Source organism: Bacteroides finegoldii DSM 17565 (assembly GCF_000156195.1).
Classification (GTDB): Bacteria; Bacteroidota; Bacteroidia; order Bacteroidales; family Bacteroidaceae; genus Bacteroides; species Bacteroides finegoldii.
On record NZ_GG688318.1, the window covers coordinates 346,810 to 359,675 of the forward strand.

Below are 12,866 nucleotides of genomic sequence, written 5' to 3' on the forward strand. Positions count from 1 at the left end.
AATAGCGCCTCCATGGTCTTTTCGAAGATTATGGAGGCGCTTCTTTTTCTCTATACATAGCCCTGATTCTGCCTATTTTCGGGCTTTTTCCCCAATTTGGCACAGTTCTTTCATTTCCTTTGCATTCTTTAAGTCCACTTGCTAATCCTTCTTGCGAGAATCTTGTTGTATTGACATCATCTCAATTTCAACCCGCAGGCTGCGGATACACATGTTTTGTTGATGCTTTAGAGTGATACGTTCAGTTTCATATTCGTAAGTTGTTCGTTTGTAGTTATGTGTATTTCGTGGCCTGCTTTCTTAGTCTATTTTTCAGTCAGTGCTATTTCTATTTCTTCGTGCCTATCCAAGTCCATTTATGCCATATTGTTTCCAATGGTCCTTGTTTATGTTTAGACAGCCACCATTTGCAGAACCGAACTTGCGCCAGGAAAAGAATAATACCGATAATCAGGCTAAGAGTATATCCACAGTAAGGAGCAAGATAGAATCCGAATGGGAAATAGATAATGGCTCCCAAAATAGATTGAGAAATATAATTGGTCAAGCTCATTTTTCCGTAGAATCGCAGATTAGATACAGTTTTCTTGAACTGATCCTTCTGATAAAGCAACACGAAAGAAGCAACAAGTACAATCGTAAATGCGAATTTCTGCCACATATCAAAGGCAGTACCTACCGTTTGCTGAATTAAACTGCTGTCACTTTGCATGATCTGTTCTTTCAGAGAATACAGTGGCGCGAAACTGATAGCTGCAATAATAAGTGCTTTCATCCAGAACTTCAAATGAGATTCGGTAGTTACGAACAATTCTTTGCGTCCGATATATAAGCCAAACAGGAAAAGTCCGGCAGTCTGCAAGAAACGTCCGGCACCGATAGCCCAAAACAGGCTTGCTTTCTGTCCTAAAGTAACATTACCTATCAGAAAATCCCAAAAGTTTCCGGCTTTGGTGTATTCCGCTACTTCAGCATACATGGCTCCGACATTCAAATCGGGTAGGGTATAAGCAGGATTGAAAAGGCTCATTATATAATGAAACCATTCAATCGGTTGCAGTGAAAACAAGATGGCGGTGATTAGAATCGCTTTGTCACTCCATTTACGTACGATAAATAGTACAAGACTGACTACAACAAACAGAAGCAGGACATCTCCTGCCGGGAAGAAAGCAGCATTCAAAGTGGCGAATCCTGCCAGCAATATCATTCTCCATAAAAAGCGGTAACCAAAATCTTTTCCTTTCAACTGCTGGTTGTGCGACTGGATATAGAAAGTGAATCCGAAAAGCAGAGCGAATATGGCATAAGACTTTCCGGCAAGCAGTGAAAATGTCGCATTAAATACTCCGGCATCCAAAATGGTGAGCCATTCAGGAGAACTTTCCGGATATACAGGGAAAATGAAATGCTCCAGGTTATGAACCAGAAGGATGGCCATTACAGCAAATCCTCTAAGAGCATCTACTACTTCAATTCGGGGTGTTTTTGTTGATAATTCCATGGGGCTAATTTATGATTGTTTTTAGTAAATGTTCATTTTACCCATCTCTAAGCAGGCTTCGGGAACATACTGACGGATTCCTTTGATGATATTTTCCATGTTTGATTTATTCATTTGGATGCTCTATCCACCAATCAATCATCTTTCGGGCAAGACTAAGTTTTCTGGGAAGTTCGGGTAAATTGTCTCTTGTATAAAAGTCTCCCGAACTCAATTCTTCATCTTGGAGGTTGATTTCCCCTCCGGCATAATCAGCAATAAAGCCGACCATTAGTCCGCTGGGATAAGGCCAGGGCTGATTACCGAAATAAGTGATATTCTTTACATCCAGTCCGGTTTCTTCTTTCACTTCACGTGCTACACATTCTTCTAGCGTTTCTCCGGTTTCCAGAAATCCGGCAACGAGACTGTTGAATGTTCCTTTAAAATTGCGGGCGTGCACTAAAAGTAGTGAATCTTTTTTTCTCACTAATACAAGAATCGCTGTGGAAATGGAAGGATATACTTCCCGGCCACATTTCGGACAACGCTTCATGATAGATTCTTTCTGTTCCATAGGCGTGCCGCAGGCGGAACAAAAGCGGCTGTTTCTATCCCAATGCAGAATCTCATGTGCTTTTCCTGCTGTCTGATAATGAGACAAAGGAAGATATTCATAGGAGGCACGAAGCCCTATCATGATCCATTGCTCCGATTCTTCAATGGGAGAGGAGAGGGAGAAAGCCTTGCAGTTTTTCCCTTCCAGTGTAGTGATATTGTGTACGGTTGTTTTTTCTTTAATAACAGTAGGAGAGCTTTCTCCACACGGGATGGCATATATGCCATCCTCTTTTTTCTCAAGAAGCAGTTGGTCTTTGTAAAAGATAAACCACCATGATTGTGCTGTCTGATTCATTTTAATTCTAATTCTTGATCTTCGCGCTGCGAAGTTATAAAAAAACTAGATTGATATTTAGACTTATCAGATAAAATACAGGGCAACCGCACCAAAATTTGATTCATAACCGTGCATAAATGGACTGTTTCACCACAGAGGACACGGAGGACGCAGAGGTTTCAAAGTTCTAATTCAGAGATAATTATAACCTCTGTATCCTCCGTGTCCTCTGTGGTGAAAAGAATCAAAACTGCATAGAAACGAGTTAAACGGTGCGCTAATGAATGGGTCCAGGGTGAGGGGTGGTGAGGGTAGATTTATAACTTTCGTATTTTTTTTGAGGATAAAAAAGGAGATAGTATAGAAAATAAAATAATAAAAGGTTATAAATCTACCCTCACCACCCCTCACCCTAGACCCATATCTTATAATAAAAAGATAACGGGGAATCTTAAAAACTCAATCATCTTTTTCAGATTTACCACAACGTTTCCAGAATACTTCATTATTTTATTCAAAACTGTGCGGATATGAATTAAATTTTGGTGCGGTTGCCCTGGATAAAATATCAATAGACTAACTCAATAAAATGCATTGTTCGACACCAATTTCCTGAATAAAATAATTGTCGTGTGAGATTGCTATCACAGTACCTGCATAATTTTTGATAGTAGCAGTGATAATTTCAATACTTTGTATGTCCAAATTGTTGGTAGGTTCATCCAGGATAAACATATCAGGGGTATTGTTACTAATCATCAGACAGCAGAAAGCGAGACGCATTTTCTCACCACCACTAAGTTTCCGGCAGGATTTGTCCCATTCGGATGCAGGAAACAAGTAACGGTTTAGAATAATCTTTATTTCATGCTCCGGCAGATTCCGGCTGTTGAAAGCGTAAGCCTGTTCAAGAATACTGTTCCGGTCGTCAATGATCGAATACTCTTGATTCAAATAGACATAGCTAAAGTCCGTCCGCGTCAGAGTTCCTTCCTGTGGTTGAAGTTGGCCGGTGATTAATTTCAATAGAGTTGTTTTCCCGCTACCGTTGGCTCCTTCTATACGGAGGCGGTCTCCGCTCTTTAGCTGAATGCTGACAGGAGCTTGCCAAAGCTGTTGTTTTGAGATACTATTTTCCTGAATATCATTGCTATTCGGATTGGGAAGATAACCTGTGTCAGACGAATTTATTTCATTATTCGTCAGAATATCATTGTTAACCGAATTGGAATGATAACTGAAGTTAATCTCTTTTGCTGTCACTAATATTTTCCCGGTATGAAGCGAGGAACTGTTGAAGTCGGTTTTTAATGCCGCAGTCGGAGAGAGCGAACCTCGAAGCTGGTTGCGTTCATTTGTTAACTTCTCGGCTTTCTCCTGATGAACGCCAGTCAGTTTACTAGTGCTCTTCTCGGATTTCCCTTGGAGTGCGTTCAATACAATGCGTGGAACTCCTTTTTTTATATTACTCTTTTCGCCGCGTACATTCTGTTTGTCCCTGCGTTCGGCCGTTTCGCGAGCCACTTTACGGGCAATACGTAGTGCCTTTTCTTTTTCTTCAATACGTTGTTGCAATGCTTCCTGCATCAGCGTTTTTTGTTCTTTGTAGAATTCGTAATTTCCGCCATAATAATTGATTTGATGCTTCTCCAATTCGCAAATCTCGGGGAGAAGATTGAGCAGGGTACGGTCATGACTTACCACCAACAGGGTGGAACGATATTTTTCTACCCAGTCATATAAACGTTGTCTGCCGGAAGAATCGAGATGATTGGTCGGTTCATCCATAAGTATGACAGATGGATGATGAATGTCCATACCTGCCAGGAATACGCGGGTCTTTTCGCCGCCACTAAGCAGATTCATCGGGTAGGATAGCGTAAACTGTCCTAATCCCCATAAATCGAGAGCGGCAATGGAACGTTCTTCGATATTCCAGTCATCATTTAGAATGGTGAAATTCTCGTTTGAGACATCTCCTGCCAGGATAGCGTGCAGAGCTTGCTGTTTGCGCTCTATTTGAAGAGCCTGTGCGATGGTCAGTGAATCATATTGCCCGAAATGTTGCGGGATATAATATAGGTCGTCCGGGCGGACAATGACACCGGAAGAGGGTGATAACTGTCCGGCAATAATTTGTAGCAAAGTAGACTTGCCACAACCATTGTTACCGACTAATCCTAGTTTCTGCCCCTTACTGATGGCGAAATTGAGATCACTGAATAATACTTCTTTATCCGGATGGATATAGCTGATTTGCTGAATACTTATAGACATAATGATCTATTGGGTTTGAGGTTGAAAATAGAGTGAGGGAAAATCACAGGATAGGGGGGAACGACAAACACAATACTGGCTAAACAACACGGATTTCGTGATGCTTAACAAAATAGAAAAAGCATATAAGAAAAGTGATGTTTACTTAGAAGTGTTGTCTTACTTAGTAATTCTCATTGCGGTAGGTATATAGTTTAACTTGGTGGCAAAGATAACACTTTCTATTAGATTTCACTCTATTAAGACTGAAAAAGAATGAATTTCATTTATTTAGAGGCTCCGTTTACCTCATTCAGAGCCTCCGATTACTCCAAATAGAGCCTCTGTTTACCCTATTCAGAGGCTCTGTTTTAGAAGTGAGTTATATTCTTTCTTATTCTTATACATCAAACAGTTGATTTAATCCCTCACTCATACTGGGATGCGTGAAGATAAAATCGCGCAAGAATGTAGAGGTTTGCCCTGTTTTTATCGCCATAGCTACGATATTGATGATTTCTGAAGCGTCAGCGCAAAATAAGGTACATCCCATAATTTTCCCATTATGATTGTTGATGATTGCTTTCAGCATACCGTCCGTCTGTTGCAATGTACGTGAACGGACAACGGAAGTTGCCGGAAGTCGGGATACTTTGAACGAATAACCTCTTTTCAGTGCTTCTTCTTCAGTAATGCCGATATGCGCCAAAGGCGGATCAATAAATACGGCATATTGAACAGGATCCCTATCTCCGATATCACGTTTCTTATCTCCGAAGAGTTGATCGCGTATAATCCGAAAATCATCTAGTGAAAAATAAGTAAATTGTGGTCCGCCTTTTACGTCTCCCATTGCCCATACGTGAGGAATGGTGGTGCGCAATTGATCGTTTACAACAATTGCTCCGTGTGCATCTACTTTTACACCTGCTGCTTGTAAATTCAATCCTTCGATCATCGGTTTCCGCCCTGTTGCGATAAGAATTGCGTCTCCGTCTACAAAGTAAGGAGTGCGGTCAGATACATCCGAATAAGTCAGTGTCACTCCGTCACTCGTATCATGAATAGACTGTGCGCGTGTATTCAAATGAATCTCAATGCCTTTTTTCTCCATTACATCTTTGACATTGTTAGCGATATCTTGATCGTTGCGAGGCATAAAACGGTTGCCTCCTTCAAGAATCGTCACTTTACTGCCAAATCCGGCAAACATCGAAGCGAACTCCAAACCGATATATCCGCCGCCGACAATAATTAAATGTTTTGGCAGGACATTCATATCCAAAAGTGTGGAGCTGGTATACACATACTTACTTTGTTGAATCCCGTCGATTGCCGGAATGATCGGAGTGGAACCGGTATTGATGAAAATTTCCTTTCCTTGCAGTTCAATATCTCCGTTGGGAAGTACTACTTTTATAGTGTTAGGTGATACAAAGGAAGCTGTCCCTGTATAAATAGTCACATTCGGGCGCTTGCTTAGATTCTCGTAATTAGTTTCCCGAAGAAAAGAGGTTAGCCTGTTCTTACGGGCAATAGTCTGCTTATACATATTAGTCTGCTTCAGAAAATCCCCATGGTATAGCAGTGAAGACATCTCTGCTTCATGTATCAATGCCTTTGTCGGGATGCAGGCTATGTTAGGACAAGAACCTCCGTACATCATGTTGGAGCGTTCTACGATGGCAACTTGCCATCCTCGATTGGAAAGTTCGGCAGCCAGGACTTTTCCTGCCTTGCCGAATCCTATAATAATTGCATCATACTGTTTCATAACTTCTTTGATTAACGATTTGTATTAGGCTATATAACACAGGGTAAAGCCTATTTGTTTCGTTATCTCAAGAAGTCGGAACTCCTTACGGAGTCAGATTAGTCTTTTTTAATTATTTTGAGTACGCGTTGTGACGAGTCGGATAATAATACTACAGCACTGGCCAGGATCACAATGTCTTTAATCACCAGCCGCCCTGCACCGGAGAGTAATGGAAAGCCGAATTCTCCACTACCCAGATTAGGAACCCATACTTCGGGAGTCGTGACGAGAAAGGATAGTGTGCCGAGTGTCATGATAATGGCTAATGTGTCGCCTATCAGTCCTACTTTCGGGAAAAAGATTCCTAGAAATACTAGAATGCCGATACTCATGATGAGCACTCCCAATCCATAGGAGAAAGTATATGTATTGTTTGCTTCGTGCCATGTACGATTCTCCGGTACGAAAGCGCCTTCCGGATTTTTGTATTCTTTGTATTCGGGTGCGTCTTTAGCATAGAAGAAACTCATGAAAGGACTGTTGGCAACAAACGGGACAATCCCGTCGGCCTCATAGTGAAAATACTTCAATCCGCCAATCCATACGAATACTACTAAGATAGCTACGCGGATAAATTTGATACCGAAATTCTTCAGACCGGATGTGAAGGTTAGTAGAGTGATAAATTTCTCTTTCATCTTGTTGGGGCTTTATTGGTTTAACTTACACCGCAAAGATCGTACTTTTCCAATATTTTCCCAATGGCAATACTTCCGTATCCCTTATCAATTTTTCCTTTCTTGTGTATTTCTAAATTGTACTGCACTCTGTCCGCTTATATTTTTAAAGAAACGGCTGAAAGAAGCCTGATCCTCAAAACCTAGAATATCAGCAATCTCCTTTGCGCTTTTGTTGCTGTAAAGCAGAAGGCGTTTGGCTTCCGCTTCTACTCTCTCGTGAATCACTCGGAGCGGAGAGGGGAGTTTGCATGTGGAAAAGATATTCGATAGTGTTTTGGGGGATTTGTGTAACATATCGGCATAATCCTGAACCTGTTTCTTCGTACGGAAATGCTCGTCAACTAGATTGTAGTATTGGCGTACGATTTCAAAGCCGGATTCTTTTTCGCGGGTGATATTCATACGGTTGCGTGCAATGCGCGTACATTGAATGATGAACCGTTTCAGCAGGATACGCAACATTTCTTCCTGCAAACTGTCAGTTACGGTGAACTCGTTTTCCAACGCTTCGGTGATGGTATCCAATTCCTTGCGTTCTTGCTCATTCAGCATGAAGCGGATCAGATGGGACGAACCGTTGAATAGGAAACCGCTGCATGATACTTCATGATCATTTCCATAAATACAATAGAAGTTGCTGTTGAATAGGAGGGTCAGGTATTCACCGTCGATTGATTTGAATTCGAGGTGTTGCAGATGGGTAAGTGAGATTACCTCATCCTTGACCAATACCATTTCCTGGTGGTCAATTTCTACCGTGATACTTCCGTTGCGCACCCATATAAACTTATAGAGTCCTTTTTCTCTTTGTAACGCTTTCTCTGTCAGATAAGAATCCGTGAGTGCAAGAGTGCCTTTTAGTTTTGTGTGATATTGTTGTAACATACTTATTCCTCCATAGCTGATGCATCAAATGATAGCGGTAGCAAATCACCTATATTCTTTATTTCGTAAATACATTCTTTGCCGTAGAGCAAGATACGTATTGGTTGCCCATAGCGTTTCTCCGTTTCCAGAATCACTTGTCGGCAGGCACCGCACGGAGGAATCGGTCGGTCTATAAAATCTTTTTCCGTTCTTGCTGCAATGGCAAGGGTAACGACCGGTTGGTCGGGATATTGGGAATTGGCATAGAACAGCGTGGTACGTTCCGCGCAAAGTCCCGACGGGTAGGCGGCATTCTCTTGATTTGTTCCTGTTACGACAATTCCGTTGCCGAGAAGTACGGCAGCGCCTACCGAAAAATGCGAATAAGGGGAATAGCTGCGTGCTGTTGCATCTTTGGCGGTTTTAACGAGTGCCTGGTCGGCCTCATTCAGCTCATCATATTGATATACTTTAATCACTGCGGTAATTATGAGGTCTTTCATACGCGTTACGGTATTGGTTTCTACAATTAATGTTACAAAGTTAGGAAAGAGATTGATATTCCCAATTATTTTTCGGATTTTTGTGTCCTTATAATACATATCTGAATTAAAATGGAGAACAAACTGTATAGACTTGTCTTTTTAGCCGTAGTTTTCTTCTTTGCCATAGGGATGCAAGCGCAGAGGCGGAATGCCCGCTATGTAGAATATATAAACAAGTATAGCGAGCTGGCTGTTGAACAAATGAAACTTCATAAGATTCCCGCTAGTATCACGTTGGCGCAGGGATTGCTGGAAAGTGGTGCAGGATATAGTCAGTTGGCGCGAAAGAGCAATAACCATTTTGGTATCAAATGTGGCAGCAGTTGGCGGGGGCGCAGCGTCCGTCATGATGACGATGCGCGCAATGAATGTTTTCGTGCTTATAAGCGTCCGCGTGATTCTTACGAAGACCATTCCGATTTTCTTCGAAGAGGAGCCCGTTATGCCTTCCTTTTCAAACTTGATATTACCGATTATAAAGGATGGGCGCGCGGATTGAAGAAAGCGGGATACGCAACTGACCCTTCCTATGCTAACCGTTTGATTACGATTATCGAAGATTACGATCTCTACAAATATGACCGCAAAGGTGTTTATTCGGAACGTAAGTTACGCAAAAATCCTTGGCTGATGAATCCTCATCAGGTATATATTGCCAATGATATTGCCTATATCGTTGCCCGTAACGGCGATACCTTTAAAGATTTAGGTAAGGAGTTTGATATTAGTTGGAAGAAGCTTGTGAAATACAATGATCTGCAACGTGATTATACGTTAGTAGAAGGAGATATTATCTATCTGAAGAGCAAGAAGAAAAAGGCTTCCAAACCTTATACCGTATATATTGTAAAAGATGGAGATTCCATGCACGGCATCTCTCAAAAATACGGTATCCGCCTTAAGAATCTGTATAAGATGAATCGTAAGGATGGCGAATATGTCCCCGAAGTAGGAGACCGTTTGCGTCTGCGGTAGGTTACTGTTTGATAAAAAAGAATTGCCGAATGACTATCCGGATATGCCTAGCAGCCTGATGCACATATATTTGATAGAAGCGGGACCGAGATTACTTGCCGGGATGTCGGAGGATTCGTCATTGCACGCAGAAAAATTTCTTCGTGAGATGGAAGTGAATATTTTGCTGAATAAACGAGTGATAGACTATCGCGACCATAAAGTTATACTCGAAGATGGAATAGAAATCGCTACACGTACTTTTATTTGGGTAAGTGGTGTTACCGGAGTAACTATCGGTAACATGAACCCATCGTTGATAGGTCGTGGCGGACGTATTTGGGGCTCTATGGCGACAGTAGGACGTAATCGTGCTGTTGCGGAATTTAGTAAAGTGCAGATGCAAGGCTGGTTGGCTTGGGTTATGTGATTGGTAGTTCATCTGCGTTCCATTCTTGGAGTGCGTAACAAGGTGGTCGTGCTTCTTAACTGGATATGGAATTATTTCACTTATGATCAATCTATGCGTATGATTGTCTATGTGCGAAAAGCAAAAGAAATTCGTGACCGGGAAAAGGTGGAGGCAACTACTCATTAGGGCAGGATTTGCTGTCGGAAGATCAGTAGCCTTTCCATCATACATAACCGGATACAGCTTTGTGGAAGGAATAAAAATATAGGGCTATTTGCATTGTTTTCAATATAATAACTTATCTTTGTACGCATAATATTGAAAACAACGCTGGCTTTTGCTTATGAATCGACGATATTGCTGTTTGTTTGTAGTTCTCTTTTGGGCTGTTCTTATTCAGGCGGCAGCTACGGAACGTACATTCAATATACTTTTTCTACAATCTTATACAGCGCAGACTCCTTGGCATAGCAGCCTAAACCAAGGATTGGCAAAAGGATTCAGAGAGAGTGGGATAAAGGTGAATATTACAACAGAATATCTGGATGCCGATTTTTGGACATTCCGGTCGGAGAAGGTAATCATGCGCCGCTTTTGTGAACGTGCCCGTGAAAGGAAGACCGATTTGATTGTTACGGCAAGTGATGAGGCCTTTTACACGCTTTTTGCCTGTGGCGATTCGTTGCCCTTGCAGATTCCGGTAGTGTTTTTCGATATTAAATATCCTGATGAAAAATTGATTGCTGCCCATCCTAATGTTTGCGGGTTTATTGCCAATCCTGACTTTGATGTGATTCTCCGTCAGGCTCAGAAAATATTTCCTTTACGGAAAGAAGTGCTTTGTGTGATAGACAATAGTTTTCTGAGTGCAAGGGGGCTTAATGACTTTCAAGAGGAGTGGGACATCTTTCAGAAAGATCATCCGGATTATGATATGAAAATCTATAATACCCAGAATCATACGACCAGTCATATTATTGCAGCTATTTGTTATCCGCGTAACAGTCACGGGCGTCTTGTCATAGCTCCTAAATGGTCTCCTTTCCTCTCATTTGTCGGGAAGAATTCTAAAGCTCCTGTGTTTGCAAGCCAGAATGTGGGGCTGACTAATGGTGTATTCTGTGCCTATGACAGTGATGCTTATACTTCGGCATTATTGGCTGGGCAAAAGGCTTCTCAAGTATTGAAGGGGACATCTCCACAAGAAATAGGAGTAACGGAAAGCAAGCAGGGATTTATATATGATTATAAGCAATTGGATTTCTTCTACGTTGATCCTGATAAGGTAGCCTCAAGTGGAATAATTGTCAATGAACCTTATTGGGAGAAGTATAAATTCCTATTTATTCTTCTTTATCCGTCTATTTTGGCGTTGTTGGTTGTTTCCGTCGTATGGCTGATGAGGGTTAACCGGCGCGAATCTAAACGGCGGATTCAAGCACAAACCCGTTTATTGGTGCAGAATAAGTTGGTAGAACAGCGTAATGAGTTTGATAATATTTTCCATTCTATCCGCGATGGGGTGATAACGTATGATACTGATTTGCATATTCATTTTACGAATAGTTCTCTGCTGAAAATGCTCCATTTGCCTAGCGAGGCGGGAGGACGTGTTTATGAAGGGATGATGGCAGGCAGTATTTTCAATATATATAATGAGGGGCAGGATATTCTTCATAAGATGTTGAAACAAGTGGCCAGCACAGGGGAGAGCGTGCAGATACCTCAGGGTTCTTTTATGAAAGAGGTGCATAGCGATAAGTATTTCCCGGTGTCTGGAGAAATTGTACCTATCCGTTCAAGGGGTATGATTACCGGTATGGCGTTTTCCGCCCGGAATATTTCGGATGAAGAAATGCAAAAACGTTTTTTTGATATGGCGATGGATGAAAGTTCCATTTATCCGTGGCAATTCGATGTGGAAACAAATTGTTTCATCTTTCCTCAAGGCTTTTTGACACGTCTGGGATATGAAGAATCGGTTACGATAATTTCACGTGAGGATATGGAGCGGACGGTTCATCCGGACGATTTGAAGGAAGTGAAACTGTTATTTGACAGGGCGCTGACCGGAGAAGATACGAATACGCGCCTGAACTTCCGTCAACGTAACGCCGATGGTGAATACGAGTGGTGGGAATACCGTTCTTCCGTTATCACAGGATTGACGCAAGACTCGCTGTATAATATATTAGGTGTCTGTCAAAGTATTCAGCGATATAAGACGGCCGAACAGGAAATGAGGGAAGCGCGTGATAAAGCTCTTCAGACCGATAAACTGAAATCAGCCTTCCTTGCCAATATGAGCCATGAGATTCGTACTCCATTGAATGCTATTGTTGGTTTCTCTGATTTACTGAGTGATACAAGTGGGTTTACAACAGAAGAAGTTGCTCAGTTTATTGCGACTATTAATAAAAATTGTGGTTTGCTGTTGGCATTGATTAATGATATTCTTGACTTGTCCCGTATAGAGTCAGGTACGATGGAATTTATCTTTGCGGAACATAACTTACCTCTGCTGTTGAAGACTGTTCACGATTCGCAACGGTTGAATATGCCTCCGGGAGTGGAACTGCTGCTACGTATGCCCGAAGGGGATAAAAAGTACCTTCAGACAGATAACGTACGCCTGCAACAGGTAGTGAATAATCTGATTAATAATGCGGCTAAGTTTACATTCAGCGGTTCTATCACTTTCGGTTATGAAGAAGAGGAAGAGCCCGGATATACCCGTATCTTTGTAGAAGATACCGGAGTCGGCATTTCGGAAGAAGGTATCCGGCACATCTTTGAACGGTTCTATAAAGTTGATAATTTCACACAAGGGGCAGGATTGGGATTGAGTATCTGTCAAACAATTGTCGAGCGTTTAAAAGGAACTATCTCTGTAACTTCCGAAGTGGGTAAGGGAACCCGTTTCACTGTGCGCCTTCCCGATTATTGCGAATAAAT

At 41.8% G+C, this 12,866-nt stretch carries 9 protein-coding genes and 1 pseudogene; 3 read left to right on the forward strand and 7 right to left on the reverse strand.

The genetic code is table 11. From position 1 onward, the window contains the following. Window positions 1-328 precede the first annotated feature (328 nt). From BACFIN_RS15860 to cdd, 7 genes are all read right to left on the reverse strand, one after another. On the reverse strand, window positions 329-1,504 hold the full coding sequence (locus BACFIN_RS15860; RefSeq protein ID WP_007749594.1) for a DUF418 domain-containing protein: 1,176 nt from the start codon (window positions 1,502-1,504) through the stop codon (window positions 329-331). 106 nt (window positions 1,505-1,610) lie between these two features. Next, window positions 1,611-2,405, reverse strand: a complete 795-nt coding sequence (gene nudC / locus BACFIN_RS15855; RefSeq protein ID WP_262479222.1) for an NAD(+) diphosphatase — start codon at window positions 2,403-2,405, stop codon at window positions 1,611-1,613. A gap of 552 nt (window positions 2,406-2,957) precedes the next feature. Beyond that, window positions 2,958-4,658 carry an ABC-F family ATP-binding cassette domain-containing protein gene (locus BACFIN_RS15850; RefSeq protein ID WP_007749598.1) on the reverse strand — a complete coding sequence of 567 codons (1,701 nt, stop codon included), beginning with the start codon at window positions 4,656-4,658 and terminating at the stop codon, window positions 2,958-2,960. Window positions 4,659-5,037: 379 nt separating this feature from the next. After that, a complete protein-coding gene (locus BACFIN_RS15845; RefSeq protein ID WP_007749600.1) occupies window positions 5,038-6,411 on the reverse strand; it encodes an FAD-dependent oxidoreductase in 1,374 nt (457 codons plus the stop codon). A 98-nt stretch (window positions 6,412-6,509) separates the two neighbouring features. Next, entirely contained in the window at window positions 6,510-7,091 is a 582-nt protein-coding gene (locus BACFIN_RS15840; RefSeq protein WP_007749602.1) for a DUF417 family protein, read from the reverse strand. 87 nt (window positions 7,092-7,178) lie between these two features. Continuing rightward, window positions 7,179-8,018, reverse strand: a complete 840-nt coding sequence (locus tag BACFIN_RS15835; protein ID WP_007749608.1) for an AraC family transcriptional regulator — start codon at window positions 8,016-8,018, stop codon at window positions 7,179-7,181. 2 nt (window positions 8,019-8,020) lie between these two features. After that, window positions 8,021-8,503, reverse strand: a complete 483-nt coding sequence (cdd, locus tag BACFIN_RS15830; RefSeq protein WP_032839286.1) for a cytidine deaminase — start codon at window positions 8,501-8,503, stop codon at window positions 8,021-8,023. Between the two features lie 111 nt (window positions 8,504-8,614). On the opposite strand from cdd, the gene BACFIN_RS15825 reads away from it, so the two are divergent. From BACFIN_RS15825 to BACFIN_RS15820, 3 genes and pseudogenes are all read left to right on the forward strand, one after another. Then, the gene (locus tag BACFIN_RS15825; protein WP_007749632.1) at window positions 8,615-9,520 is read left to right on the forward strand and encodes a glucosaminidase domain-containing protein; all 906 of its coding nucleotides are present in this window, start codon (window positions 8,615-8,617) and stop codon (window positions 9,518-9,520) included. A 22-nt stretch (window positions 9,521-9,542) separates the two neighbouring features. Continuing rightward, window positions 9,543-10,126: pseudogene (locus tag BACFIN_RS20515) on the forward strand (FAD-dependent oxidoreductase); the annotation flags it as partial. A gap of 128 nt (window positions 10,127-10,254) precedes the next feature. After that, a complete protein-coding gene (locus BACFIN_RS15820) occupies window positions 10,255-12,864 on the forward strand; it encodes a sensor histidine kinase (RefSeq protein ID WP_022275557.1) in 2,610 nt (869 codons plus the stop codon). Window positions 12,865-12,866: the final 2 nt, after the last annotated feature.

What these genes read in the sequence shown, in the direction of transcription:
- BACFIN_RS15860 (WP_007749594.1), bottom strand. Translation starts at nt 1,504, where the DNA reads ATGGAATTATCAACAAAAACACCCCGAATTGAAGTAGTAGATGCTCTT.
- BACFIN_RS15850 (WP_007749598.1), bottom strand. Translation starts at nt 4,658, where the DNA reads ATGTCTATAAGTATTCAGCAAATCAGCTATATCCATCCGGATAAAGAA.
- BACFIN_RS15845 (WP_007749600.1), bottom strand. Translation starts at nt 6,411, where the DNA reads ATGAAACAGTATGATGCAATTATTATAGGATTCGGCAAGGCAGGAAAA.
- BACFIN_RS15840 (WP_007749602.1), bottom strand. Translation starts at nt 7,091, where the DNA reads ATGAAAGAGAAATTTATCACTCTACTAACCTTCACATCCGGTCTGAAG.
- BACFIN_RS15835 (WP_007749608.1), bottom strand. Translation starts at nt 8,018, where the DNA reads ATGTTACAACAATATCACACAAAACTAAAAGGCACTCTTGCACTCACG.
- cdd (WP_032839286.1), bottom strand. Translation starts at nt 8,503, where the DNA reads ATGAAAGACCTCATAATTACCGCAGTGATTAAAGTATATCAATATGAT.
- BACFIN_RS15825 (WP_007749632.1), top strand. Translation starts at nt 8,615, where the DNA reads ATGGAGAACAAACTGTATAGACTTGTCTTTTTAGCCGTAGTTTTCTTC.
- BACFIN_RS15820 (WP_022275557.1), top strand. Translation starts at nt 10,255, where the DNA reads ATGAATCGACGATATTGCTGTTTGTTTGTAGTTCTCTTTTGGGCTGTT.